The sequence below is a fragment of the Roseivirga sp. BDSF3-8 genome, from assembly GCF_041449215.1.
GTDB lineage: Bacteria > Bacteroidota > Bacteroidia > Cytophagales > Cyclobacteriaceae > JBGNFV01.
The window spans coordinates 1,729,679-1,754,584 of the sequence record NZ_JBGNFV010000001.1 but is presented as its reverse complement, the minus strand read 5'-3'; the positions used below and the strand labels follow the sequence as shown (position 1 = coordinate 1,754,584).

The window sequence follows — 24,906 nt, the reverse complement described above, 5'->3', positions numbered from 1 at the left end:
TGTAAAATATGGCTGCATATTATTCTGAAAATAAGACTGTTTCAACCCGGGGAGGCACAGATAAAAAGCTCTTTATGGGGGCTGTTGCCTTGTTGGTTGCCATGCATCTTGCAGGCCTGATAGGATATATGCACGAAGACCTCAGAGGACTGTTTTTATTACTCACCCCATTCAACCTGCTGTGCATGACGGGTATTTTACTTTTTTTTCAGCAGGAAAAGAACAGGCAATTCGGCCTCTTCGTCATCTCAGCATTCGTTATTGGTTTTTCCGCGGAAGCTGTCGGTGTAAACACCGGTATACTGTTTGGTGACTATCAATATGGAGCCACCCTTGGGCCGGGCATTAAGGGTGTTCCCATAGTCATAGGGTTTAATTGGGTAGTACTTACCTGTGTCAGTGGGGTGCTGTGTCAGTCACTCCCCGTGCCCTCCACCGTAAAGGCACTTTTCGCTTCTGCACTTCTGGTACTGCTGGACGTTTTCATAGAACCCGTAGCGGTCTTTTTTGATTTTTGGGCCTGGAAGGGAGGCGTCATTCCATGGGGAAATTATGCAGGATGGTTTGCGGTAGGGTTTGTTATTTTGCTTATCTTCTACAAGCTAAAATTCAACAAACAAAACCCTGTGGCTTTTCCCGTGTTTGTAATACAGCTTTTATTCTTTCTGAGCCTCTTTATTTACGTGAGTATTGTTTAAATAGCATTAAACAATGGCTAAAATCTCAGGTTATGCAACTAATTAATGGTGTTGGTATTTTGCTGTTGAGCTTCATTGGTATGGAGCTGTTTAGTTGGGCATTTCATAAATACGTCATGCATGGTTTGCTTTGGAGTATCCACAAGACACACCATGTGCCTGGCAAAGGGTTCTTTGAGTTAAATGATTTGTTTTCCCTGCTATTTGGCTCCATTGCTGTAATAATGATCGTTTCAGGTATTAGCGAGCTCAACGCCTGGTTCTGGATAGGTTCAGGTATTACCCTGTATGGAATAGTGTATTTCGTCCTTCACGATATGATCATTCATAGAAGAGTAAAAACGGATGTAAAGCCTGGCGGTACCTACCTGCGTGGTATTGCTAAAGCACATAGAGATCATCATAAGTCGCCGGAAAAGAACGGAGCCGTATCATTCGGATTGCTCGTCGTGGCAAAGCATTATTTTGGCAGAAGGAAATAAAGTGAAGCAATAAAGACCTGGTTATAAAAATTTCTGGTAGTGAGTACATATTCTATAAAGGACTTAGAACACCTTAGCGGGATCAAAGCCCATACGCTAAGAATATGGGAGCAACGGTATAATTTCCTGAACCCCAAACGGACCGATACAAATATTCGCTACTATGATGATAAAGACCTCAAACTCATACTCAATGTTTCTCTGCTGAAAGATTATGGGTTTAAGATCAGCAAGATCGCCAAAATGGATGAGGAGCAGATGCTCGTCGAAGTTATCAAGATCACTGAAAAGAACCTCAAGTACCCTGATCAGATACACGCCCTTACACTTAGTATGATCGATCTTGATGAAGATCGATTCGAAAAGATCATGTCTACCAACATATTGCATCTTGGGTTTGAAAGTACCATGATCAATATAATCTACCCCTTCCTTTCCAAGATCGGGGTACTCTGGCAAACCGGCGCTATTAATCCGGCTCAGGAGCATTTCATAAGCAATCTGGTGCGACACAAGATTATTGTCGCTATCGATGGGCAGTTTGTTTCCTCATCCAAAGAAACCAGTAAGTATCTGTTTTTTCTTCCGGAAGGAGAACTGCACGAGCTTAGTCTTTTATTCTGTTATTACCTGGTTAAGAGCAGGGGTTACAAAGGTATATACCTCGGGCAGACACTTCCTTTCGAAGACCTGGTTTCAGTTTATGATATTCACAAGCCTGAATATATCGTCAGTATTTTTACCTCTTCTCCAAGGCAGGACGAGGTTCAAAATTATATAAACAAACTTTCAGATTCATTTTCCGAAAGCCAAATCATTCTCTCCGGATACCAGGTAGCAGCAGGCCCGGTAAACCTGCCTGATAATTGCCAATCCTTTTCCAGGATCGAAGAATTCATTAGTTATATCTCGGAGATTGAACAAGTTTTGGAGTCTGACAATGAGCGGGCTTAAAACAATGTAAGATTTTTCTGCACTTTACACGGAATTGAAAATTTTGTTTAAGGTTTTTTAAAAAAAACTAACCAAAACAGTAACCCTGTCTCAGTTGCTCCCGTAAATATGTATGAAAGCGATCAATTATATTTGTTTCGTTAATTACTCTGAGAAGGAGTAATTTAATTTCAAAAAAATATTATTTTGAATAGACCTTCATAGCCTTAGGCTAAATTTTTTAATTGAGGTCATTTTTTATTCGTTAGATAAACTTTTTAACCATGACAGCACTCGAATTCAGTTATTCAATCAACAAAATGTGTCGTTCTCTAAAGCCATTTGCCCTTAAACTTACTAAGGATATGGAAGAAGCTAACGACTTACTTCAGGAAACTGTTCTAAAAGCTTTTACTAATCGCGATAAGTTTACAGATGGTACTAACCTGAAGGCGTGGTTATACACTATCATGAAGAACACCTTCATTACCAATTATCAGAGAATGGTAAGAAGAAATACCTTCATTGATACTACGGATAATCTACACTACATTAACTCTTCTAATAATACTACGGATAATCTGGCCTACAGTAGTTTTGCTCTGAAGGATATTAATGATGCCATTAAAAGTCTGGATGATGCGTACCGTACGCCTTTCATGATGCACTTCCGTGGATTTAAGTATCATGAAATAGCTGACAAATTGGAAATACCTATTGGTACTGTTAAAAATAGAATTCATATTGCCCGTAAAGAGCTTAAAGGTCAGCTTAAGAATTATTCAAGGCGGTGAGTTCCCCTCATATTAGATGAGTAAAAAACATAATCTAATTGTTATTGGGTCAGGTTTCGCAGGCTTATCAGCCGCGACAAGCCTGGCCCAACTTGGTTTTGATGTAACCCTGATCGAAAAGCATAAGGTACCCGGTGGGCGCGCCCGAAAGTTTAGTGAGGCAGGGTTTACTTTTGATATGGGGCCCAGTTGGTATTGGATGCCCGACGTGTTCGAAGAATACTTCGGACGCTTCAATAAAAAACCCTCCTATTATTATGAACTCATAAGACTGGACCCTTCTTACTCAGTATTTTTCGGCCATGATGAAGTAATGCACGTGCCCGCCGATTATGCCGAACTTCTGAAGATGTTCGAGAAATACGAGAAAGGCAGTGGACAAAACCTTGACCGTTTTCTTAATCAGGCAGCATATAAATATGAGGTGGGCATGAATAAGCTTGTAAAAAAGCCCAGCCGCTCATTGACCGAATTTGCCAGTCTGAGACTGCTATACGACGTTCTGCGTATGGATGTCTTCAAATCCTTTAGCTCTCATGCACGGAAGTTTTTCTCAGACAGTAAATTATTGCAACTGGTAGAGTTTCCGGTACTGTTTTTAGGAGCTACCCCACAAAACACCCCTGCCCTCTATTCACTGATGAATTACGCAGATATGAAGCTGGGTACCTGGTACCCAGCCGGAGGGATGCATAAGATCGTAGAGGGGATGGTGGCCCTTGCTGAGGAAATGGGTGTAAAATTTAAGTTGGGGCAGGAGGTCAAGTCCTTTATTTTTAATGAAAATAAAATAACCGGTGTCGAGACCGATCAGGAGACCCTTTCGTGCGATGGCGTGATCAGCGGGGCTGATTATCATCACACTGAGACAAACCTGCTGCCCGGCTCCCTGCGAAACTATTCTGATAACTACTGGCAGAAGAGAACCATGGCGCCTTCATCTCTTATTTACTACCTGGGAGTGAATAAGCGCGTTAAAAACCTTCTGCATCATAACCTGTTTTTTGATCAGGACTTCGGTAAACATGCCAGGGAAATATACGATCAGCCCCAGTGGCCGGAAAACCCGCTCTTTTATGTAAGTGCACCGGGTAAGACCGATCCTACTGTGGCCCCCGATGGCATGGAAAATATGTTTATTTTAATACCCGTAGCACCTGGATTGAATGATACCCCTGAGATCAGGGAGAAATATTACCACATGGTGATGAGTCGCCTGGAAGCCCTGACCGGTGAACGGATCAAGGAATACGTAGTGGTAAAAAAGACCTATGCGCACAGAGATTTTATAAATGACTACCATGCCTTTAAGGGCAATGCTTATGGGTTGGCCAATACCCTTAAACAAACCGCGATACTAAAGCCTTCGTTTAAAAATAAGAAGGTGGCCAATCTATACTATACCGGACAGCTCACTGTACCTGGCCCTGGTGTGCCTCCCAGCCTTATATCCGGGCAGTTAGTTGCCGGTGAGGTTGCTAAGGAGAGCAGGCATTGGTAATTTTTTAGTTTTTAACTGTAGCCATGGATCTATACTCACTGACCACTTTCAAATGCAGTAAGCTCATCACTGAGCACTATAGTACATCGTTTACGCTTGGTATAAAGACACTGCATAAAAAACTACATTATCCCATTTTTGCTATCTACGGTTACGTGCGCTATGCTGATGAGATCGTAGATACTTTCTATGACCATGACCAGGCCGGCATGCTCACCCGCTACCGTGAAGATACCATTCGTGCATTAAAAGATCGAATCAGTACCAACCCGGTATTGCACTGTTTTCAGGAGGTAGTCCATAAGTACGATATTGAGTTCGAGCTCATAGAGGCATTTCTGGATAGTATGGAGATGGACCTTCACAAGACCCAGTACAGTAATAGCCAGTACGAGAAGTACATTTATGGGTCTGCAGAGGTAGTAGGACTCATGTGCTTACGCGTATTTTGTGAGGGAGACACGGAGCTGTTCGAAAGACTGAAAGAGCCCGCAAGAAAACTCGGTGCAGCCTTTCAGAAAGTAAACTTTCTCAGAGATGTCCAGTCTGATTTTGAAGAAAGAGGACGAGTATATTTTCCCGGGGTGGACTTTACTCAATTTTCCCTGGAAGAGAAATGTAGAATAGAAGAAGATATACAAAACGATTTTAACCAGGCTTTTGAGGGTATTCTTAATTTACCAAAAGAAGCCCGGTGGGGTGTGTACCTCGCGTATAATTACTATCTCAATCTCTTTAAAAAGATTAAACGCTGCAATGCCTCCCAAATCCTGAGCGAGCGTATCCGTATCCCAAACCAGCGTAAGTTTGCGCTACTCGTTCAGACCTATTTCCGTCACCAGTTCAACTTCATGTAATGAGCATTTCACCAATGAAAAATCTGCGTGTGGAAATAGACGCAAATAGCGGGTTTTGCTTCGGTGTAGTCTATGCTATTGAGATGGCAGAGGATATACTGGAAGAAGAGGGCAGGCTTTACTGCCTCGGAGATATTGTGCATAATGATGCAGAAGTGGAAAGGCTGCAACGAAAAGGCCTTGTTATCATTGACCATGAAGAATTGCTTAGTCTGCGCAATGAAAAAGTCCTGATCCGGGCTCATGGAGAGCCCCCCTCTACATATAAACTCGCCAGCGAAAATAATTTAACCCTGATCGACGCCAGCTGCCCCGTGGTATTGAAGTTACAGAACCGGATCCGTAACAGCTACAGCCGGGGAGAAAAAATCTATATATACGGAAAGCATGGACACGCTGAGGTCAAAGGACTACTAGGACAGACCAAAGGAAAAGCTACCGTATTTCAGGACGTGACTGAGCTCAAGGGCAAAGATATTCCTCAAAAAGTTACCTTATACAGCCAGACCACTAAAAGCACAGACAGCTTTTACAGCATGGCCGAAAAGCTGAAAAGTGCCGGTACCGAAGTTAATGTGAATGATACCATATGCCGTCAGGTAAGCAACAGAGATAAAGAACTCAGAGATTTTGCCGACAGGTTCGATAAGGTGGTATTTGTAAGTGGTACCAAATCCAGCAATGGCAAAGTGCTCTACCAGGTATGTAAAGACCGGAATGATAATACCTTTTTTGTATCTTCCAGCGGTGAGCTTGACCCAGAGTGGTTTCAGACCAATGAATCTGTGGGAGTGTGTGGTGCTACCTCCACCCCCATGTGGCTGATGCAGGAGGTACGTGACAGGCTCCATACCTTATAGAGTAAGTCTTAATGAAAGCATACTGGAAGAGACATACCGGCGCATGGATCGGCCTGGCTATCATAGCCCTGTGGGTACTCTCTCTGTCCGTATGGCTGACCATCCCGGTGAGCTTTAGCTCGCCATGGATATATATTGGTATTTTGGTGCAGACCCACCTTTATACTGGCCTGTTTATCACCGCTCACGACGCCATGCATGGCGTCGTTTCGGCCAATCGCCGCGTGAATAAAATCATAGGCTTCACGGCCGCCCTCTTATTTGCCTATAACTGGTATCCCAGGCTTCACAGGAAACACCACCAGCACCATCGTTTTGTGGCTACCGAAGAGGACCCGGATTATCATAAGGGAGGCTTCTTACCCTGGTACATCAGTTTCGCCCGACAGTATGTGGTTATCTGGCAGATAGTTGCCATGGCAGCGACCTATCACACCCTGTTGCTCTTTTTTGATAGGCCAAATCTCATCCTTTTCTGGATCATACCTTCAGTATTGTCCACTTTGCAGTTGTTTTACTTTGGTACCTACCTGCCGCACAAAGGAGAGCACAGCGAGAATAATAAATACAAGAGCAGGTCGCAATCCAAAAACCATGTGATCGCATTCTTTACCTGCTATTTTTTCGGGTATCACTATGAGCATCACGCAAGTCCCGCCACACCCTGGTGGAAGCTATGGAAGGTTAAAGAAAAGTTCCATACCCACAAATCATAAGGTATTATGTCAAAAGATCTGACCTGGAAGGATTTTCAGAAAGTAGATATCAGAACAGGGACCATCATCAAGGCTGAAGTATTTGAAGAAGCCAGAAAGCCTGCTTACAAAATGGTCATAGATTTCGGTGAGCTGGGACATAAGAAAACCTCCGCGCAGATCACCGATAAGTATCGTCCCGAAGACCTCATCGGAAAGCAAATAGTAGCGGTCGTCAATTTCCCCCCTAAGCAAATAGCCAATATCATGAGTGAATGCCTTATACTTGGTGCTATGGAAGACGATGGAGTAAACCTACTGCAGACCTCACTACCTGGCAAGAACGGTACCAGAGTTGGCTAAAAGAAAGACTACCCTCGCGAGTAGCCTTATACGTTTTAGTTCATACAAGGTACAGGACCGCTGCATCCCGGTCCGGCCACGCTGTGGCATCCTGCCGAATCATCGCAGTCCCATTCCGTACACGCATCCCCTGCGCGGGTAGCACACGAAGTAGAATTTGCACAGATAGGATATGCCGTACATCCTACCTCAACAGTAGCTCCACCGCGCATTCGTGTCATACTCGATTGCGTAATGAAGCTATTGATTTCCAGTTGCTTTAGGCTTAGCTTCTTCTTCATAGACTTTAGATGGTTAGGTTTAAAATAATATTATAATATAACTAATTATCCGGCTTAGCAGGAATCCTATCCGTAGAAATTCCGTAAAAACACTTTGAACCAAAACCGTGAAATCAGGTATTTATACCCATATATTTTTTGAATAAATTCATGAGCAACCAAGCCCCCTACATCCCCCGGGACCTGAGCTGGCTTTCATTTAATTATCGTGTATTGCTGGAGGCAACCGATAAGTCTGTTCCCCTTTTTGAACGTATCAAATTTCTGGCTATCTATTCATCCAACCTGGATGAGTTTTTCAGAGTGCGCATAGCAAGTTTGCGCCAGGTAGATGCATTAGATAAGCCCGATATCAAAAAAGCCCTATACCATATGCCCCAAGAGGTATTGGATAGCATATATGAAGAGGTAAATAATCAGCAGGATGAATACGGCAGAATATTCAGGGAGGAAATCCTGCCCGAATTGTTTGATAATGATATTCATCTCTACCAGAATGAAAATATTCGCCCGGAGCACAGGGCCTTTGTCGTCAGGTACTTCCGTAGTAAGGTGCTTTCATATCTCCAGCCCACCATTCTTAGCCAGGGTAAGAAGGCTCCCTTTCTGGAAAATAGGGCTATATACCTCGCAGTGAAGTTACAAAAGCCCGGTAGTAACCATGTGACTTACGCCCATCTCAATATTCCATCCGGTGAGTTGCCGCGTTTCATAAGTATTCCCCAGCCCGGCCATACACAGTACCTCATCATGCTGGATGATATCATCAGGTATAACCTGACGGCCATATTTCCCGGATACATAATACTTGGCTGCTACAGCATAAAGCTAAATCGCGATGCAGACTTGGCTATTGAAGATGAATTTAGCGGAGACCTCGTCAATAAGATCCGCACCCAACTCGATCAGCGTGAAATCGGACCCCCCTCCAGGTTTCTTTATGATTCTGAGATAGATCCTGACCTGCTGGACTTCCTGGTCGAAAAGTTCAAGCTGAATGAAAAAGACCTTGTCTCAGGAGGCCGGTACCATAATCTTTACGATCTTTTCAGCATACCTGAGCCTAAGAAAGAATCTCTTACCTACCACCCCCTTGCTGCGCTACATAAGCCTGCACTGGAAAATATTGTTTCCCTCTTTGATGCCATAGACAGTGAAGACAGAATGCTTCACTTCCCCTACCAAAGCTACGACTATGTGCTCAGGTTTTTTAATGAGGCCGCCATCGATCCTGCTGTCACCCATATCAAGGTCACCCTCTACAGGATAGCCCACAACTCCTTTATAGCGAATGCACTGATCAGCGCTGCGCGTAATGGTAAGAAGGTTACCGTCTTTGTAGAGGTGAAGGCCCGGTTTGATGAGGAAAACAACCTCCGCTGGGCAGAAAAGATGGAAAAGGCTGGCGTAAGGCTTATCTATAGCATACCCGGACTTAAAGTTCATGCCAAGGTTGCCCTGGTACGCCGCAGAGATGAGGAAGGCAATAAGAAGCACTACGCATTTTTTGGCACCGGCAACTTCAATGAAAACACGGCCAACATATACGCAGACCACGGCCTTATGACCTCACATGCAGGTATGACTGATGAACTAAATAATGTATTCAAATACCTGCACAAGCGTAAAATACCTAAGGAAGAATTCCGGCACCTGCTGGTATCACAGTTTAACCTGGATACCCGCTTCGTCAAAATGATCGATAAAGAGATCGCCGCGGCAAAAGAAGGTAAGCCCGCCTCTATCATCATTAAGCTCAACAATATAGAAGAGCGCCATATGATCGACAAACTATATGAAGCAAGTCAGGTAGGCGTGGATATCCAGCTCATTGTAAGAGGCATTTGCTGTCTGAGGCCTGGGGTGAAGGGGCTCAGCGAAAATATCAGAGCCATACGTATTGTAGACCGCTTTCTTGAGCATGCACGGATCTTTATTTTCCATAATGGTGGCTCAGAAAAGATGTATCTTTCTTCAGCCGACTGGATGAGGCGTAACCTGCATGATCGCATTGAAGTAGGCTTCCCTCTATATGATCCAAAGCTAAAGGCTGAAATACGTAAGCTGATAGATCTGCAGCTACAGGACACCTGTAAAGGGAGCCTGCTGGATAAGCACCTGGTCAATCACCCTATTGTAGGTAGAGAAGACTGTCAGGTGCGCTCTCAAATGGATTTTTACGAATGGCTCAGGAGCCAGGAGGATAACACCCTGCCAGACCTGAACTAGTAAGCAGGGAAGAAGCCGATCGCTATGGCAAAAGACAATACAGCTATCACGAATCCATACATAAATATAGTATAAGACACCCGCAGAAGCTGGTATTTCCTGCCCAGCACCTTGCCCAGGAAATAGATGTCTTTAATCATGCTGCCATACAGAAAGTCACGATCCTTCATGATCTCATTAACCCCCCAGTGGAAGTCATCCAGCTGCATCCGGTGAAAATTACCGAAGAATAACAGGTTTGTGCGCCGCTGGTGGATATCATCTTTAGTAAACCGGCCCGATGTAATATTAGGCCTCGTGGCAAGCACAGAAAAAATGATTGTCAGCAGGCACACCGTAGTCATGATGATCGTGGGAATGATCAGGTTCGGATAGTCTTCGAACTTACGGATCAGTACCGACACCAGTATAGAGACTATGATCGCATTTATTGAGATCATAATGTTCGCCTTATTATCCGCTATTGCACTCAGGTCTATGTGGTTTCTTGAGGTAGTCCTGAACATCGTTTCTATACCCCTGTCCGGTCTTTTGTCCTTTTTCGCTTTGAGCTTGGCTACCTTTTTCTCCAGCTTTTTGACCTTCTTCGACTGCTTCTTTTTCTTCTTCTTTACCTTACTTTGTAAGTCCTCCAAATTCTGCCTCTTGCGCTCAGATAGGATATTACGGCCGTAATCCGTGAAGTAAGAATGAATCTGAAAAAACTCCACATTCTTATTTAACCACTCCTTTTTCTTCAGCTTTTTGCCCAGTACCGTATCCACCTCCTTGCGCAGCAGCTCCGACTTCTCCTCAAAAGTATCCGTGCTCAGGTGGTACAGGTCTGCATCGCAGAGCACCTCCTCCAGTTGGTTTTTAGGGTCGTGTGGCATGCGTGTAGCCCTGATGCACCCTGAAACTTTTTCTATTAGCTTTTTATCCGCCTCCTGCTCTTTAAGGAATTTGCTTCCTATCTCCACACTTCGCTCCTCATGGTCATCGCAGCTTTCTGCATACCCCAGGTCGTGGAGCCATGCCGCTATCAGTACTATTTCAAACTCATCCTCTTTCAGTCCGGTATGCTCGCCTATTTCCTTTACTGCTTCTACCACATCTACCGTATGGTCCAGGTTATGATAGGAAAAATCACCACCCACTTTCTCTTCAAAGTATTTTTTGCTGAATGACTGAGTTTTGTCTAATAGTTCCGTTTCTGGGATCATACAAGTCGTTAAGTCGTTGATGGCATTTACAACAAATCACTTTTTGTCAGGGTATTTTGTAAACAAAAGCGCTTTTTACACGTAGTTGCCATTATGTAAATTATCGTAATTTAGGCCTTTCAGGCTAGAATTCACCCTCAATTCTTTTACGTAACTATTTTTATAAGGATATGTCGGGCCATCCAAGAAAAAAAAATATGTACCTGATCGTAATCATTCTCACTACATTATTCACCCCTTCCTGCCACGAACGAGTGAATCATAAGGGGGAGTTTGATTATGAGGAAGTTAAGGATTCATTCTTCTATGATCTCAATGAACCGGACGACCGGTTTGAACTACCTGCTGATCTTGAAGAAATAAGTGGCCTTACCTGGCTGGATGACGGTATGCTAGGTGCCATTCAGGATGAAGTCGGACATATGTTTTATATCAGTGCCACTACCGGGGAAGTAGTCAATGAGATCAAGTTTGGTACCGAAGGCGATTATGAAGGGGTTGAAAATGTAGAGGACATTCTTTTTGCCATCAAAAGCAATGGTAAGCTATACCGCTTTCCAGTAAGCGATGAGGATGTGGAAGGCGAGCTTTTTGATAACCCCCTCAACATCAAAAATAACGTAGAGGGCCTCGGCTACTGGCCTGAGCGCAACATGCTGCTGATAGGCTGCAAGGAAGATCAGAAGATCGATGAGGACGATCTGGAGGACTATGAAGATGAACAGGGAATTGAAGAGGATGACGACGACGAAAAAGAATACAAAGATGATTACCTCATTTATGGATTTGACGTATCAGAAAACCGCTTTATCACCAACCCAATTCTGGCAATAGATGAGGATGACATCGAAGACTTCTTTGAGGATCGCTACAAAGGCGAATTCGAGGGAGATAAATTTGCCATCTCCGGAGTAGCCTTCCATTCTTTGGAAAAAAGGCTCTATCTCATTAGCTCCGCCGCCAGAATGCTAATGATTGTAGATATGGAAGGCAATGTAACAGGGATGCATCCCCTGGACAGAGACGTACTCCGCCAGCCAGAAGGCCTGTGCGTGGCACCTGATGGCACCCTCTATATAGCAAGCGAAGGCAGGGGAGGTGATGGCTATTTTGTCCGGTATCGTTACCGTAAGTAATAGATCATATCAGGGCCGGAAGGCCCTGACCATACGTGGCTTGCCTTGCATATCCGGCAAGCATTCCACCATCTTATAGCCCTGCTCACGGTACAATGCCACCACTTCCATGCCGTATGACTCGTGTATTTCCACGAAGAGCCCGCCACCCTCTCTGAGGTGTAAAAGAGCTAACTCACCTATGCGCCTGTAGAACAGTAGCGGGTCCTCATCCGGTACAAATAGAGCCATCTCTGGCTCATACACCGTTACCCGCTGCTCCATACTCTTTTTTTCCTTCACCGGAATATAAGGCGGATTACTCACCACAGCATCCAGCTCACTGGTCGGCAGAGGCTCTGCCAGCACATCCAGTTGCACAAACTGTAGCTTAGCTCCCAATCGGTCAGCATTATCTTTGGCCACCTCCAGCGCCGCCTCTGATACATCAAGCGCCATAATCTCCGCCGCGGAGTGCTCCAGCGCCAGGGTGATACCAATACATCCGCTACCCGTGCCTATATCCACCGCCTTCAGAGACCTACCCTTGTAGGTACTCAATACAAGGTAAACAAGCTCCTCGGTCTCCGGACGGGGTATCAGTACATCCCTGCCTACACGGAAATCGCGGCCATAAAAAGCTCCCGCACCCAAAACATGCTGTACCGGTATATGTGCCAGGCACTTTTCTACAGCTTCCCGGAGCTTATGTTGCATGCTTGCATCTATCTCCATTGACTCATCCAGCAGGATATTCCTCCGACTAATACCTAAAACCCCTTCTATCAATAACATTGCCACACTGTCATTTTCGGGAGATTCATAAACCCCTTTCAGACTTTTCGCTGTGTCACGGAATATTTCCCCGGCCTTTATTTCCAATGCGTAGGTGTTTAATGATTAACGGATCATTATCGTCAGGTAAAGGGGTAAGGGCGTCTTTGCCACTTAAGAAGAAGTTATGCCTTACCTTCTCCGCAAAAGTACATACTTTATTTTGTCAAATCCTCCCCAATAACTTATCCTCAGGGAAAAACAACAGATACCAGAAGCAGGGCAGCAATGCGGTTCTTCCAAAAAATAACCTCATCCTGCTACCATTTTATCTGTAGCCTTCTAGTTTTGCCCTATGGATATGAGGCCAACTGATGAAAGGTATATGCAACGGGCGCTCGACCTCGCCATTCTTGGTCTGGGTAGTGCGCGCCCCAACCCTGTGGTAGGGTCTGTTATTGTGCATGACGACCGCATAATCGGTGAGGGTTGGCACCAATCCTACGGTGGCCCCCATGCAGAAGTACACGCCGTCGCCAGTGTCGCCGATCACGCCCTGCTACCCCATTCCACTGTTTACGTTACCCTCGAGCCCTGTGCCCACTATGGCAAAACCCCTCCCTGCGCCGATCTCCTGATTGAAAAAAAGGTGGGTAGGGTAGTAGTTTGTAACGAAGACCCTAACCCCTTGGTAGACGGAGGAGGTATAGCACGTATCCGGGCCGCAGGCATACCCGTAACCGTAGGTGTACTCGCTGAAAAGGGAGAGTGGATTAACCGGCGGTTTTTTACTTTTATGCGTAAAAAACGCCCCTATCTGGTGCTTAAATGGGCTCAAACCACCGATCGCTTCACTGCCAGAGAGGATTATTCCAGCAAATGGATCAGTAATTCCCTTTCAAGAAAAATTGTACATAAGTACAGAGCTGAAGAGCAGGCCATAATGATCGGTAGTAAAACCGCTGCTTATGATAACCCGCGCCTGGATATACGCGACTGGACAATGATTTCCTCAAACCCCGTACGAATTGTAATTGACCGTCAAAATCGCTTAAGATCAAGCCATCCCGGGTTGCATCTTTTTGATGGCAACGCCCCTACCATTCTCTACCATTGCGGTGAACCTGCCCCCCAGGCTGAAACCTATACAGAAGTAGCCCTGCCGGCCCGTGATTTTATACAGGAGATGATGACCGATCTGCACCAGAGAAATATTCAGTCCATTCTGGTAGAAGGGGGCAGTACCCTGCACCAATTACTCCTGCAGGAGAACCTTTGGGACGAGATGCGCGTATTTACCGGCAGGCAATCCTTTGGTAAAGGAGTTGCCGCCGCTCCGGTTAAGGGCACGGTAGCAGGCATACAGCACCTGGACGGTGACCAGTTAACAATCTATATAAACGATAAAACCGTACCTGCATAAGGATAAGTATATGGCAGAAACGCTGATTTTACCTGAGAGTAAAGAAAAGAAAGAAGTCTACGAGACCATTATTCCACAGATAGAGGCACTGATAAGCGGCGAAACTGATTACGTAGCCAATATGGCCAATGTTGCTGCAGCCCTGAGAGAGGCTTTTGGCTTTTTCTGGGTAGGCTTTTATAGTGTGAAAAATGGCGAACTCGTCTTAGGTCCCTTTCAGGGCCCCATAGCCTGTACCCGCATCCGTAAAGGAAAAGGGGTGTGCGGTACCTCCTGGGACAAGGCAGAAACCATCGTTGTTGAAGACGTCGATGCCTTTCCTGGCCACATTGCCTGCAGCAGTGCCTCACGCTCCGAAATTGTGGTACCTGGCTTCAATCAGCAAGGAGAGGTCGCTTTTATTCTCGACATAGATAGCGACGAGCTGGGCAGTTTTGACGAAGCTGATAAAGAAGGACTGGAAAAGCTTATGCGTAGAGTAGAAAAGCTTCTTCAGTAACAGTGCAGATGCCTGTAATGTAAAAGAGCGCAGGGCCGACAGGCCCTGCGCTCTTTTACTTAAATGCTTTAAACCTTTATTAGGAAGTAAGTTCCGCAAGTACCGTGCGGCCACCTTTAGTCTTATCTCCGATATTTACAGTTACTTTTGAGTCTATCGGTAGCAGCACATCCACACGCGAGCCAAACTTAATAAAGCCAAACTCCTGTCCCTGCTCTACCTTGTCCCCTTCATCTATATACCATTTGATTCGGCGAGCCATAGCTCCTGCTATCTGACGCATAAGTACCTCTACGCCCGAGGGTGTATTGATCACAATAGTAGTTCGCTCATTATCCGTACTACTTTTGGGGTGCCATGCCACCAGGTATTTACCCGCGTGGTATTTAAAATACTTTATCACCCCGGCCACCGGGTTGCGGTTCACGTGCACATTTACAGGCGACATAAAGATTGAGATCTGAAGCCTGCGCCCTTTAAAATACTCCGGTTCTTCCACCTCCTCTATCACCACCACCTTTCCGTCCGCAGGAGCCAGTACGTGTTTTTCATTTACCGGCGAGGTGATGCGTGGGTTACGGAAAAACTGCAGTACCAGTAAATAAAGAATGATACTACCTATGGTGACAAGGCCCTCTACCGTTTCATTTGAAGAGTAAATATATACTACTGCGTTGATGATTAGTAGCAAAGTAAACATGGCCAGTAATAGTGAACGGCCTTCCTTATGTATGGTCATGGTATTCTCGGTATAAAAATAAAATAGCGCAAACTCCGTAAGCCTGCGCTATAATACTGTCTCGGGAGTTATTATTAAAAACCTCCGCGGAACTTATATGTTTTGGCTACTTTATCGATGGCTACGATATAAGCCGCTATTCTCATTGATACCTTGTATTCAATTGATGTGCGGTACACATTGTCAAAGGCTTCCTTCATAATCCTGTCTGAGCGACGGTTTACACGCTCGCCAGTCCATTTATAGCCCAGTCGGTTCTGCACCCACTCGAAGTAGCTTACAGTTACCCCTCCAGCATTAGCCAGAATGTCGGGGGCTACCATAATGCCTTTATCATTGATGATATTATCAGCACGGGCCGAAGTAGGGCCGTTGGCACCCTCCACAATAAGCCTCGCCTTAATGCGCTCGGCATTCTGTATAGTGATTACATCCTCCTTAGCCGCAGGAATCAGCAGGTCCACGTCCAGTTCCAGAAGCTCGTCACCACCAATTTTTTCTGCACCTTCCATGCCCTCCAGCGAGCCGTTGTTTTTATTACGGTACTCTATGGCCTCATGGATCTGAATGCCTTTAGGGTTATAGTAGGCTCCTGAAAGGTCAGAGATAGCGACTACCTTCAGCCCGCGCTCTTCCAGCAGCAGGGCTGCGAAAGAGCCAACGTTACCAAAGCCCTGTACAGCACACGTAGCGCGGTAAGGGTTAATCTTCAGTTTCTCCATAGCAGCCAGGGCCGACACCATCACTCCGCGACCGGTAGCTTCCTGTCTTCCCAGTGAGCCTCCAAGGACCAGAGGTTTACCCGTAACCACGGCGTTTTCCGTACGCCCGTATGAGCGGGAGTACTGGTCCATCAACCAGGCCATTTCTCGGGGCCCTGTTCCCATATCAGGTGCAGGTATGTCACGATCCGGTCCGAATATCTCTATGAGGGCGGAGGTAAAGGCACGAGTGAGGCGCTCTATCTCGCCCGCAGACATCTGACGCGGGTTACAGCGAATACCCCCTTTGGCACCCCCGTATGGTATATCCACCACCGCACATTTCCAGGTCATCCAGGCCGCCAGGGCCTTTACCTCATCCAGGTTTACACCCATGTCGTAGCGAATGCCACCCTTAGATGGCCCCAGAATATTTGAGTGAATGACGCGGTACCCTTCAAATACCTGAATGGAACCATCGTCCATGGTGATAGGGAGTGATACCAACACCTGCTTGGCAGGTGATTTCAGTACGTTATAAATCTCATCGTCCAACCCCAGCGTTTGTGCTGCGATGTGAAACCTGGACATCATCGATTCAAAAGGGTTCTCCTTATCCTTAATAGGAGCAGGTTCGATATAGGCCATACAGACTCTTTCAGTTGATTACCGAATACGTTTGCAAAGTAACGAAATGCTCATGAAATAAAAGCGAAATCAATGAACAATGTAACGGCAGTATTTCAGAATAATTTTAAGAATGTGGCAATGAATGGCGCTGCCAGAAGTAGCCCGTCAAAACGGTCCAGAAAGCCTCCGTGCCCCGGGATACCGCGGCCAGAGTCTTTTATCATAATACTCCGTTTAAAGAGGCTCTCAACCAAGTCACCGTAGGTGCCGGCCACTACTATTATGCCTCCTATACAAAGCCATTGCCAGTCAAACAGATCCAAATAAAAATACGCTACGGCAAAAGCCATCCCCATAGCCGTGATAGCACCACCAATACTACCCTCCCACGATTTTTTGGGAGAGACGCGCTCAAACAGCTTCGTACGCCCGAAGTTTACCCCGGCGAAGTAAGCCCCTGTGTCACTGGCCCATAGGATCAGCAGACAGCCAAGTATGATCTCATGGCTGTAATAACCCTGGCTATATGCACACACATTGAGCAATGAAAAAGGCAGTGCTACGTAGATTATACCTAAAAAAGTAAAAGCAATGTTAGTAAAGGGCTTTTTATCAGCCTTGCGATAAAGTTTAATAAAATAGACGAGACTCAGGGGAGGGAATATGAGAAAGTAATAAGAGGCAGGTAGCGTTTCGCGTTCTACCAGAAAGCTCAGCGAAAAAAGACACATTCCGGTAAATGTCCCCCACGTTTTGAGAGGGATCATCCCATCAATACCTACCAGTTTATAAAACTCTAATTGAGTTAGAGTGCATAGCGCCAGCAGTGTAACAAAATACGTCCACTCGCTGGTGATCAGGGATACCACCACTATGATAACACCCACTATGGCCGATAAAAGCCGCTGTTTTAAATTACTTAAATTACTAAAACTCGATATCATTCTTTATGATTTGGTGAGCTCCATCCGCCTCATTTCGTATTACAGAGACCTCGTAGTCACCTGTAGTACCGTAAGCTGACTCTTTTTTATTAAGCAGCACCGGGTTGAGCCCTTTTTTTTCCAGGATGTCGGTGACCATCTGCGCCCGGTATTCTTCCGGCGAGCGGTACACAGTTTCCCAGCTTTCTTTATCATTATGTTCCCCAAAAAGCCTTTTGAAAAAGACGGTACCTGCTATAGCCAGTACAGCCGCTATAAGTAGGGAACCCGTGGGGAGCGTTTCGGTTGCAGAAAAGTCAACATCTATAACCCCTTGCTGCACCAGGTACAGTGCAAGCAAAGACAAAAAGTTGTTGATAAAGTGGGCCAGCATGGCATAAACCATGTTTCCTGACCAAATATACAGATAGCCAAAGAGAGCCCCTAATAGCAGTCTGGGCACAAACCCGTAAAACTGCATATGCACAGCACTGAATAGAAAGGCCGAAGCCCAGATACCCACATGGATATTGCCAAACCACCGGGCTATCAGATTCTGAAAAATTCCTCTGAAAAGCAACTCTTCACCTATCGCAGGTAGTATAGCCAGTACCAGAACCGTCAGTAGAAAATACCCCGGACTGCTAAAGTCCGTTAGAAATTCCGTCATACGCATGGCCGTGTCTTCTGCATTCTTCATCCACGCCTCCACAGGCGCAAGGCCCTCCGGAAGAGTAAGCCCGGCATTCCATTCGATAAAGACACCATTCACCTGCATATAGAAAAACGTGATAGCTGCACAAAGCAGTAAGGCTCCCGGTTTTGCATTTCGCGTATTAAAGAAATACCCCGGATGAACTTTATCGGTCACAAGTAAGTATAGCAAAGGGGCGATGATGAAAGCACCGAATGAATTAATTCCCTGGAAAAGCAGGATTCCCGTTTTGGCCTCAGGAAAGGCCGAAGGGTTGGTCAACATCTCATTCATAGTGTTGACATCCAGGCCTGAAAGGGGTAATAGGGCCAGTATACCCAGCATGGGGCCTATAAAAATAATGCCTCCTACAAAGAACAAAATCGCCACTATTAGAGAAAGCCAGGGCGGTCTGTGCATAGAAAGCGGTGCAAGGCTGTCCATTTTAATCATATTGGCGTAAATTTACTGGAAAAAAGGAAATATAAAATTGGTACGAATAGCTGACCTCGAACTGGGAGAGTTTCCCCTGCTGCTTGCTCCGATGGAAGATGTGAGTGATCCGCCTTTCCGGGCCGTGTGTAAAGAGAACGGTGCAGACATGATGTATACGGAATTCATCTCCTCCGAAGGGCTGATCCGTGATGCGGTCAAAAGTGTGGAAAAGCTTGATATTTACGATTATGAGCGACCGATAGGCATTCAGATATTCGGCGACAAGATAGACTCTATGCGGGAGGCGGCAGCCATTGCCGAAGAAGCCCGTCCCGAGCTGATCGACATCAATTATGGCTGTCCTGTAAAAAAGGTAGCCTGTAAAGGCGCCGGAGCTGGCATATTACAGGACCTGCCAAAGATGCAGAAAATGACTGCCGAGATTGTAAAGCGCGTAAACCTGCCCGTAACTGTTAAGACACGCCTCGGCTGGGATGACAGTACCATCAAGATCAAAGAAGCAGCCCTGCGACTGCAGGATGCCGGCATCAAGGCCCTTACCATTCATGGCCGCACGCGCAAGCAAATGTACAAGGGAGTCGCTAACTGGGAATACATCGCCGAAGTAAAAAATATGCCTGAGATAGAGATCCCCATCTTTGGCAATGGTGATATCGACAGCCCCGAAAAAGCCCTGGAGTATCGTAATAAGTATGGTGTGGATGGCATTATGATTGGCCGGGCCGCTATCGGGTACCCCTGGATTTTTAACGAGATCAAGCACTATATGGCTACCGGTCAGAAACTGCCCGCTCCCACACTGGAAGAGCGTGTAAATGTCTGCAAAAAGCACCTTGAATTCAGCCTTGAGTGGAAGGGGGATAAAAAGGGCCTCTTTGAAATGCGCCGGCATTATACCAACTATTTCCGGGGCCTGCCTAACTTCAAACCTTTCCGTATGGTGCTCGTAGAATCAGAGTCACCTCAGGAGGTGATCGATACCCTTGACAAGATCAGGGAGGCATACACGTTTGAAGCCGTTTAGTAATGAACATACCTTTTCTGGGCAATAGCCGCAACGGCCTTGCCTGGTTTTTACTCATTTTTCTTGCCCTCATCTGGGGCAGCTCCTTTATTCTTATCAAGAAAGGCCTGCAGATCTACAGCCCCGGTGAAGTAGGGGCATTACGTATATTCAGTGCCGCCATCTTTTTAATGCCTCTAGCCCTCAAGCCACTAAGGAACCTTAGTGGCAGAGAGTTCTTCCTGCTATTTGTGGCAGGCCTGGTGGGTAGTTTCTTCCCTGCCTTTCTGTTTGCAAAGGCCCAAACGCAGCTAAACAGCAGCGTTACAGGCGTACTTAATGCCCTCACGCCACTGTTCACCCTGATATTCGGTGCCCTGCTCTTTGCAAAGCCTATAAATCGCCAGCAATCAGTCGGCTTATCGTTAGGTTTTATAGGTACCGCTATCCTGGTGCTCGCCGGATCAGGAGGTGACTGGTCAGACCTGAATTATTACGCCTTTTTTGTCGTGATGGCCACCATCTGTTACGGCATCAATGTCAACTTCATCAAATACAACTTTGAAGGCATGAGGCCACTGGTCATCACATCCGTGTCCCTCCTTTCCGTGGGGCCTATTGCCGCCATTTACCTGTTTGGCTTTACAGGGTTTTTAGCGAAGACTACCTCCACCCCGGGCGTTTGGCTGCCCCTTGGCGGTATTTTAGCCTTAGGTGTGGTGGGCACTGCCCTTGCCCTTATCATTTTCAATAAGCTTATCAAAATGAGTACCCCTGTTTTCAGCAGCTCAGTTACCTATATCATCCCAATAGTCGCCCTTTTATGGGGCGTATTAGACAATGAGCAACTTCTTCCTGGTCACCTTCTGGGTACAGTGGCTATCATACTCGGCGTATGGCTGGCCAACCGGCCAAAGAAAAAAGCGCAAAAGGCCATAGTATGATCTAGAGTGTGAAACCGCTCGTGATAATTGCCCCGGCATGTCCCAGTCAGTCAGGCGCGACCAATTAAATGATTAAAAGGCCTACCCATAGCCGGATGACCCCATGCTATTTATTGCCTCTTAATCACCCTCCTTTTCCGAGTACTTTTGCTTCAGCTCCACCGATTTCGCCGCCTTACGGCTTGTACGGATATTTAAGAATTCCACAAACAGGGAGAAGAAGATAGCAAAATAGATATACCCCTTAGGGACATGCTCCCCCCAGCCGTCAAGGATCAGCATAACCCCGATAAGAAGCAGAAAGGCAAGAGCCAGCATCTTTAAAGTAGGGTGTTTGTGTATAAAATCGCTTATCCTCTTAGCAGCCAGCAGCATTACGCCTATAGAAATGATTACGGCCGCCACCATTATCCAGATGTTGTCTACCAGCCCAATCGCCGTAAGGATACTATCAAAACTGAAGACTATGTCCAGCAGAATGATCTGAAAAATAACCTGGCTAAACCCGCTCACCCGTACATTCTTCTCTTCCTCCGTTTCCCCTTCCAGCTTACCGTGTATCTCAGTGGTGCTTTTGTAGAGCAGGAACAGGCCGCCCGCCATCAAAATAAGGTCACGCCCGCTAAAATCATGATCGAATACCGTAAACAGGGAAGACTGCAGGCCTACAAGCCAGCTTATAGCAAACAACAGCCCGATCCTTACCAGCAGCGCCAGTAGCAGACCTATCACCCGGCCCCTTTGTTGCTGGTGCTCCGGAAGTCTCGCAGTGAGTATAGAGATGAAAATAATATTATCAATACCCAACACGATCTCCATGAGGGTAAGAGATAAAAAACTGATAATAACATCACCGGAGAGCATGGTTTCCATATCAAAAAAGCATTAGTGGCTACAATGATAAACAATAGTGCTAAAAACAAGTAATGGATTGCACCTTCTGAAAAGGGTAATAGCAGAAAGCCCGGAATGTTTTCCGGGCTCTAACTGACACTAACACAATGAAGGTAAGTGTGCTTCGGGTGACAACAAATAATCGTGTTCCCCATCCCGAAGTAGTCTTACAAAATTGGATACAACTTATCCATTATTCGAATAATAATCATCGCAAAAGATGAATTTTATTCGTTGAAACGCATATTTCCTTAATAATTTGATAGGATATGAAAAAAGTGCTATATCCGAAGCAGATTTAACCCCTGGACGGGACTACTTAATGCTCAGTACGGCTGGTAAAGTCTGAAATTATGCCTAACCGATCACAAGCTTCTGGCCCGGTTTGATCTTATTTGTCTTCAGGTTATTCAGCTCCTTGATCTTTTCGATGCTTAGCCCCTGATACTTTTTAGAGATACTCCACAGAGAGTCCCCGGGTTGTACATGATAATACTTTTTCCCACCTGAGGAGGTGGTCACAGGTTTAGAAGAAGATGTAGATGCGCTGGCAGTAGACATACTGCGTCCGGGCCACACGTAAATATTCAGGCGTTGGTTTACACGGATCAGGTTTCCCCTGATGTTGTTCCAGGCACGTATGTCTGCCACACGCACCCCGTATCGCTGTGCAATAGAGCCAAGCACCTCACCGCTACGTACGCGGTGCGTCATGTGCTTACGGCCATAAGTGCTACCAACAGAGTGGCGGGCCAGGTACTCCAGCCGGTCACGTCCTACCCTGGATGCACTGTCCAGAAAGGCTACACGGTTACTGTCCAGCAACTCCTTTACATCACTTGGTATACGGATAGGGTATTTACTTATGTCGTCCGGCACGGCTGCACGGTAAAGCGCAGGGTTCATTTCCTTCAGGTCATCCGGGCACAGCCCCACCAGCGATGAAAGCGTCGCCAGGTCAACGTAGTGGTCTACCAGTATCGTGTCCTGCTCCATAGCATAACGGTACTCCTGAGGGTGCAGGTTATGCTCTTCATGATAGTTCATCATGTACGTTACCGCCACAAACTGAGGCACATACGAGCGGGTTTCTCTAGGCAGGTAATCGTATATTTCCCAGAAGGTCTTCTTATAGCCTGAGCGGCGTATAGCCCTTCTCACATTACCCGGCCCGGCATTGTATGAAGCCAGAGCCAGCTCCCAGTCATTAAACTGGCGGTAAAGGTCCTTCAGGTAGGCACAGGCAGCCCGCGTGGCCTCATCAGGGTCCATACGCTGATCAATATAGAAATCCTGGTGAAGCTGAAAGTAACGGCCTGTAGCCGGCATGAACTGCCAAAGCCCGACAGCACCTACACGCGATACAGCGCCGGGCGCCAGTCCCGATTCCACTATGCTCAGGTACTTAAGCTCATCCGGTAGCCCATATTCAGCCAGGTATTTCTCAAATAATGGGAAGTAAACCGTGCTGCGTTCTATCATCAGGCGAGAGTAGTCGCGGTCACGGACAGTAAAATAATCAACGAATGATTTAACGCGCGGGTGAAAATTAAGTGGAATTTCATTCTCTATACACTGCAGGCGATCTTCCACCAGGTCATAGCTGGCATCAGGTATATAGTCGTAATCATACTCCGGATAATAAAGCTCCTCATCCTCTTTTGCTTCTGTCATGAAGTCATTTTCGGCAGAGGGCAGTTGCGCCAAGCCTGTCAGATGACTAAATACGACAAGAGAGAAGATGATATATAGTTGCTTCATTTACAGAGAGTATAGTTACTGGTTTTATCACTTACGCTTACAGCGCCTAAATATTTTGCAAAGGCGAGCAAATCCTGCTCTTTAAAAGAACCGGCCATTACCTGCAGCCCTATCGACAGTCCATCACCGTCCCGCCCGACGGGAACAGATATGGCAGGTATGCCGGAAACAGAGGCCTGTACCGTATAAAGGTCAGCCAGGTACATCTCCAAAGGATTATCTGAATGCTCACCCAGCCCGAAAGCCGTCGTAGGAGTCGTGGGGGAGATAAGAAAATCATATTCCTCCAGTAGCTTTGCCGTTTCATCACAAATAAGGCGACGCACCTTCTGGGCTTTGGTATAATACGCGTCGTAGTAGCTTGCACTCAATACGAAAGTGCCCAGCATAATACGCCGCTTGACTTCTTCACCGAAACCTTCGCTCCGCGTCAGCTTATACATAGTTTCCAGGTCATGCCCGTTTTCACTCCGGTAGCCATACTTTACTCCGTCATACCGTGACAGGTTAGAACTCGCCTCGGCCGTCGTAAGTATATAGTAGGTGGGCAATACATAGTCCAGTAAGCTAAACTCGACCGGCTCTACTGAATGCCCCTGTTCCTTCAGGAGGGCTATTTTCCGCAGAGTAGCATCCTTCACCTCTTCGCTGAGCCCATCATGGTCAAGCGTATTGGCTATATAGGCGATACGGTACGTGCGGTTGTTATCCAGATGCCTGCTGTAAGCTGGTACCCCTTCACGTGATACAGTACTGTCCTGCTCATCTGCCCCGGCGATCACCTCCAGCATCAGAGCACAGTCCTGAATACTTCTGCTAAAGACGCCAATCGTATCAAATGAAGAGGCATAGGCCACCAACCCATAGCGGCTTATGCGTGAATATGTTGGTTTAAGGCCGTATACACCACAGAAGGCAGCCGGTTGTCTTACAGACCCTCCCGTATCCGAGCCAAGCGAGAGCAGGCACATATCAGCCTGTACACTCACCGCAGAAGCTCCGGAACTCCCTCCCGGTACACGGCTTTCATCGTCAGCATTAAGAACCGCGCCGAAAGCCGAGTTCTCATTTGACGAGCCCATGGCAAATTCATCACAACTCTGTCTGCCTATGACAATCGCATCTTCTTTCAACAGACGATCTACCGCTGTGCCGTTAAACTGAGATACGAACCCATCGAGTATGCGGCTGCTGCTTTGCAAGCCGTGATCCTTGTGGCAAAGTACATCTTTAAGGCCCACTACCATACCCGCCAGTTTACCGGCGGTGCCGTCAGCTATCCGTTGGTCTACCCGGCGGGCAGCCTCACGGGCCTCTTCTGCATATACTTCCAGAAAGACATTGAGGTGCGCCTTTTCGCGGATATTCTTCAGGTAGTGTTCTACCAGCTTCTCACAGGAAGTAGTACCTGCCTCTATGTCCTTCCGGATCTCACTCAGGGAATCGTAACGCATG

The 24,906-nt window shown here is 46.4% G+C and carries 25 protein-coding genes; 15 read left to right on the top strand and 10 right to left on the bottom strand.

Features of this window, described 5'->3' with window-relative positions:
- Positions 1-8 precede the first annotated feature (8 nt).
- From AB9P05_RS07045 to AB9P05_RS07005, 9 genes are all read left to right on the top strand, one after another.
- The gene (locus AB9P05_RS07045; protein WP_371908111.1) at positions 9-698 is read left to right on the top strand and encodes a carotenoid biosynthesis protein; all 690 of its coding nucleotides are present in this window, start codon (positions 9-11) and stop codon (positions 696-698) included.
- Between the two features lie 32 nt (positions 699-730).
- Positions 731-1,180, top strand: coding sequence for a sterol desaturase family protein (locus tag AB9P05_RS07040; RefSeq protein WP_371908110.1), 450 nt, complete (start codon positions 731-733; stop codon positions 1,178-1,180).
- Positions 1,181-1,219: 39 nt separating this feature from the next.
- On the top strand, positions 1,220-2,134 hold the full coding sequence (locus AB9P05_RS07035) for a MerR family transcriptional regulator (RefSeq protein WP_371908109.1): 915 nt from the start codon (positions 1,220-1,222) through the stop codon (positions 2,132-2,134).
- Positions 2,135-2,397: 263 nt separating this feature from the next.
- Complete coding sequence (locus AB9P05_RS07030) at positions 2,398-2,907, top strand: RNA polymerase sigma factor (RefSeq protein ID WP_371908108.1); 510 nt, start codon at positions 2,398-2,400, stop codon at positions 2,905-2,907.
- Positions 2,908-2,923: 16 nt separating this feature from the next.
- Positions 2,924-4,408, top strand: a complete 1,485-nt coding sequence (locus tag AB9P05_RS07025) for a phytoene desaturase family protein (protein WP_371908107.1) — start codon at positions 2,924-2,926, stop codon at positions 4,406-4,408.
- Between the two features lie 23 nt (positions 4,409-4,431).
- Positions 4,432-5,265, top strand: coding sequence for a phytoene/squalene synthase family protein (locus AB9P05_RS07020; RefSeq protein ID WP_371908106.1), 834 nt, complete (start codon positions 4,432-4,434; stop codon positions 5,263-5,265).
- 14 nt (positions 5,266-5,279) lie between these two features.
- Entirely contained in the window at positions 5,280-6,125 is an 846-nt protein-coding gene (locus AB9P05_RS07015) for a 4-hydroxy-3-methylbut-2-enyl diphosphate reductase (protein ID WP_371908105.1), read from the top strand.
- Positions 6,126-6,136: 11 nt separating this feature from the next.
- A complete protein-coding gene (locus AB9P05_RS07010) occupies positions 6,137-6,841 on the top strand; it encodes a fatty acid desaturase (RefSeq protein WP_371908104.1) in 705 nt (234 codons plus the stop codon).
- Positions 6,842-6,847: 6 nt separating this feature from the next.
- On the top strand, positions 6,848-7,183 hold the full coding sequence (locus tag AB9P05_RS07005; RefSeq protein ID WP_371908103.1) for a tRNA-binding protein: 336 nt from the start codon (positions 6,848-6,850) through the stop codon (positions 7,181-7,183).
- Between the two features lie 35 nt (positions 7,184-7,218).
- Here the strand turns inward: AB9P05_RS07005 and AB9P05_RS07000 are convergent, their stop codons facing one another.
- A complete protein-coding gene (locus tag AB9P05_RS07000) occupies positions 7,219-7,464 on the bottom strand; it encodes a hypothetical protein (RefSeq protein ID WP_371908102.1) in 246 nt (81 codons plus the stop codon).
- 150 nt (positions 7,465-7,614) lie between these two features.
- Between AB9P05_RS07000 and ppk1 the strand changes: the two genes are divergently transcribed.
- A complete protein-coding gene (gene ppk1, locus AB9P05_RS06995; RefSeq protein WP_371908101.1) occupies positions 7,615-9,693 on the top strand; it encodes a polyphosphate kinase 1 in 2,079 nt (692 codons plus the stop codon).
- On the opposite strand, the gene AB9P05_RS06990 is transcribed toward ppk1, so the two are convergent.
- Positions 9,690-10,895, bottom strand: coding sequence for a Pycsar system effector family protein (locus AB9P05_RS06990; protein WP_371908100.1), 1,206 nt, complete (start codon positions 10,893-10,895; stop codon positions 9,690-9,692). The genes ppk1 and AB9P05_RS06990 overlap by 4 nt on opposite strands.
- Positions 10,896-11,092: 197 nt before the next feature.
- Between AB9P05_RS06990 and AB9P05_RS06985 the strand changes: the two genes are divergently transcribed.
- The gene (locus tag AB9P05_RS06985) at positions 11,093-12,031 is read left to right on the top strand and encodes an SdiA-regulated domain-containing protein (RefSeq protein WP_371908099.1); all 939 of its coding nucleotides are present in this window, start codon (positions 11,093-11,095) and stop codon (positions 12,029-12,031) included.
- Positions 12,032-12,040: 9 nt separating this feature from the next.
- Here the strand turns inward: AB9P05_RS06985 and prmC are convergent, their stop codons facing one another.
- Positions 12,041-12,892 carry a peptide chain release factor N(5)-glutamine methyltransferase gene (gene prmC, locus AB9P05_RS06980; RefSeq protein ID WP_371908098.1) on the bottom strand — a complete coding sequence of 284 codons (852 nt, stop codon included), beginning with the start codon at positions 12,890-12,892 and terminating at the stop codon, positions 12,041-12,043.
- Positions 12,893-13,139: 247 nt separating this feature from the next.
- On the opposite strand from prmC, the gene ribD reads away from it, so the two are divergent.
- Both ribD and AB9P05_RS06970 read left to right on the top strand, forming a co-directional pair.
- Positions 13,140-14,207: a bifunctional diaminohydroxyphosphoribosylaminopyrimidine deaminase/5-amino-6-(5-phosphoribosylamino)uracil reductase RibD gene (gene ribD, locus AB9P05_RS06975; protein ID WP_371908097.1), complete on the top strand. Its 1,068-nt coding sequence runs from the start codon at positions 13,140-13,142 to the stop codon at positions 14,205-14,207.
- A gap of 10 nt (positions 14,208-14,217) precedes the next feature.
- Positions 14,218-14,706 carry a GAF domain-containing protein gene (locus tag AB9P05_RS06970; protein WP_371908096.1) on the top strand — a complete coding sequence of 163 codons (489 nt, stop codon included), beginning with the start codon at positions 14,218-14,220 and terminating at the stop codon, positions 14,704-14,706.
- 79 nt (positions 14,707-14,785) lie between these two features.
- On the opposite strand, the gene AB9P05_RS06965 is transcribed toward AB9P05_RS06970, so the two are convergent.
- The 4 genes from AB9P05_RS06965 to AB9P05_RS06950 all read right to left on the bottom strand — a co-directional run bounded on the left by AB9P05_RS06965 (position 14,786) and on the right by AB9P05_RS06950 (position 18,846).
- Positions 14,786-15,445 carry a phosphatidylserine decarboxylase family protein gene (locus AB9P05_RS06965; RefSeq protein ID WP_371908095.1) on the bottom strand — a complete coding sequence of 220 codons (660 nt, stop codon included), beginning with the start codon at positions 15,443-15,445 and terminating at the stop codon, positions 14,786-14,788.
- A 74-nt stretch (positions 15,446-15,519) separates the two neighbouring features.
- A complete protein-coding gene (locus AB9P05_RS06960) occupies positions 15,520-16,794 on the bottom strand; it encodes a Glu/Leu/Phe/Val dehydrogenase (protein WP_371908094.1) in 1,275 nt (424 codons plus the stop codon).
- Between the two features lie 95 nt (positions 16,795-16,889).
- On the bottom strand, positions 16,890-17,720 hold the full coding sequence (locus AB9P05_RS06955; protein ID WP_371908093.1) for a phosphatidate cytidylyltransferase: 831 nt from the start codon (positions 17,718-17,720) through the stop codon (positions 16,890-16,892).
- Positions 17,704-18,846, bottom strand: coding sequence for a lysostaphin resistance A-like protein (locus AB9P05_RS06950; RefSeq protein WP_371908092.1), 1,143 nt, complete (start codon positions 18,844-18,846; stop codon positions 17,704-17,706). The genes AB9P05_RS06955 and AB9P05_RS06950 overlap by 17 nt, the downstream gene beginning before the upstream one ends.
- Before the next feature lie 37 nt (positions 18,847-18,883).
- Here AB9P05_RS06950 and dusB point away from each other — a divergent pair, with 37 nt between their 5' ends.
- Complete coding sequence (gene dusB, locus AB9P05_RS06945) at positions 18,884-19,873, top strand: tRNA dihydrouridine synthase DusB (RefSeq protein WP_371908091.1); 990 nt, start codon at positions 18,884-18,886, stop codon at positions 19,871-19,873.
- Positions 19,874-19,875: 2 nt separating this feature from the next.
- A complete protein-coding gene (locus AB9P05_RS06940) occupies positions 19,876-20,796 on the top strand; it encodes a DMT family transporter (protein ID WP_371908090.1) in 921 nt (306 codons plus the stop codon).
- Positions 20,797-20,916: 120 nt separating this feature from the next.
- Here AB9P05_RS06940 and AB9P05_RS06935 read toward each other — a convergent pair whose 3' ends face one another.
- The 3 genes from AB9P05_RS06935 to gatA all read right to left on the bottom strand — a co-directional run bounded on the left by AB9P05_RS06935 (position 20,917) and on the right by gatA (position 24,905).
- Positions 20,917-21,669 carry a TerC family protein gene (locus AB9P05_RS06935; protein ID WP_371908089.1) on the bottom strand — a complete coding sequence of 251 codons (753 nt, stop codon included), beginning with the start codon at positions 21,667-21,669 and terminating at the stop codon, positions 20,917-20,919.
- Positions 21,670-22,047: 378 nt separating this feature from the next.
- Positions 22,048-23,451 carry a LysM peptidoglycan-binding domain-containing protein gene (locus tag AB9P05_RS06930; protein WP_371908088.1) on the bottom strand — a complete coding sequence of 468 codons (1,404 nt, stop codon included), beginning with the start codon at positions 23,449-23,451 and terminating at the stop codon, positions 22,048-22,050.
- Positions 23,448-24,905, bottom strand: a complete 1,458-nt coding sequence (gatA, locus tag AB9P05_RS06925; RefSeq protein WP_371908087.1) for an Asp-tRNA(Asn)/Glu-tRNA(Gln) amidotransferase subunit GatA — start codon at positions 24,903-24,905, stop codon at positions 23,448-23,450. The genes AB9P05_RS06930 and gatA overlap by 4 nt, the downstream gene beginning before the upstream one ends.
- Between the last annotated feature and the right edge of the window lies 1 nt (position 24,906).

Excerpts from the sequence above, each read along its gene's own strand:
- AB9P05_RS06960 (WP_371908094.1), bottom strand. The coding sequence starts at position 16,794 with ATGGCCTATATCGAACCTGCTCCTATTAAGGATAAGGAGAACCCTTTT.
- AB9P05_RS06965 (WP_371908095.1), bottom strand. The coding sequence starts at position 15,445 with ATGACCATACATAAGGAAGGCCGTTCACTATTACTGGCCATGTTTACT.
- AB9P05_RS07045 (WP_371908111.1), top strand. The coding sequence starts at position 9 with ATGGCTGCATATTATTCTGAAAATAAGACTGTTTCAACCCGGGGAGGC.
- AB9P05_RS07015 (WP_371908105.1), top strand. The coding sequence starts at position 5,280 with ATGAAAAATCTGCGTGTGGAAATAGACGCAAATAGCGGGTTTTGCTTC.
- AB9P05_RS06970 (WP_371908096.1), top strand. The coding sequence starts at position 14,218 with ATGGCAGAAACGCTGATTTTACCTGAGAGTAAAGAAAAGAAAGAAGTC.
- AB9P05_RS07010 (WP_371908104.1), top strand. The coding sequence starts at position 6,137 with ATGAAAGCATACTGGAAGAGACATACCGGCGCATGGATCGGCCTGGCT.
- AB9P05_RS07030 (WP_371908108.1), top strand. The coding sequence starts at position 2,398 with ATGACAGCACTCGAATTCAGTTATTCAATCAACAAAATGTGTCGTTCT.
- AB9P05_RS06935 (WP_371908089.1), bottom strand. The coding sequence starts at position 21,669 with ATGGAAACCATGCTCTCCGGTGATGTTATTATCAGTTTTTTATCTCTT.
- AB9P05_RS06940 (WP_371908090.1), top strand. The coding sequence starts at position 19,876 with ATGAACATACCTTTTCTGGGCAATAGCCGCAACGGCCTTGCCTGGTTT.
- AB9P05_RS07025 (WP_371908107.1), top strand. The coding sequence starts at position 2,924 with ATGAGTAAAAAACATAATCTAATTGTTATTGGGTCAGGTTTCGCAGGC.
- AB9P05_RS07040 (WP_371908110.1), top strand. The coding sequence starts at position 731 with ATGCAACTAATTAATGGTGTTGGTATTTTGCTGTTGAGCTTCATTGGT.
- AB9P05_RS06930 (WP_371908088.1), bottom strand. The coding sequence starts at position 23,451 with ATGAAGCAACTATATATCATCTTCTCTCTTGTCGTATTTAGTCATCTG.
- ribD (WP_371908097.1), top strand. The coding sequence starts at position 13,140 with ATGGATATGAGGCCAACTGATGAAAGGTATATGCAACGGGCGCTCGAC.
- gatA (WP_371908087.1), bottom strand. The coding sequence starts at position 24,905 with ATGCGTTACGATTCCCTGAGTGAGATCCGGAAGGACATAGAGGCAGGT.
- AB9P05_RS06985 (WP_371908099.1), top strand. The coding sequence starts at position 11,093 with ATGTACCTGATCGTAATCATTCTCACTACATTATTCACCCCTTCCTGC.
- AB9P05_RS06955 (WP_371908093.1), bottom strand. The coding sequence starts at position 17,720 with ATGATATCGAGTTTTAGTAATTTAAGTAATTTAAAACAGCGGCTTTTA.
- AB9P05_RS06950 (WP_371908092.1), bottom strand. The coding sequence starts at position 18,846 with ATGATTAAAATGGACAGCCTTGCACCGCTTTCTATGCACAGACCGCCC.
- AB9P05_RS07020 (WP_371908106.1), top strand. The coding sequence starts at position 4,432 with ATGGATCTATACTCACTGACCACTTTCAAATGCAGTAAGCTCATCACT.
- AB9P05_RS07005 (WP_371908103.1), top strand. The coding sequence starts at position 6,848 with ATGTCAAAAGATCTGACCTGGAAGGATTTTCAGAAAGTAGATATCAGA.
- AB9P05_RS07000 (WP_371908102.1), bottom strand. The coding sequence starts at position 7,464 with ATGAAGAAGAAGCTAAGCCTAAAGCAACTGGAAATCAATAGCTTCATT.
- AB9P05_RS06990 (WP_371908100.1), bottom strand. The coding sequence starts at position 10,895 with ATGATCCCAGAAACGGAACTATTAGACAAAACTCAGTCATTCAGCAAA.
- ppk1 (WP_371908101.1), top strand. The coding sequence starts at position 7,615 with ATGAGCAACCAAGCCCCCTACATCCCCCGGGACCTGAGCTGGCTTTCA.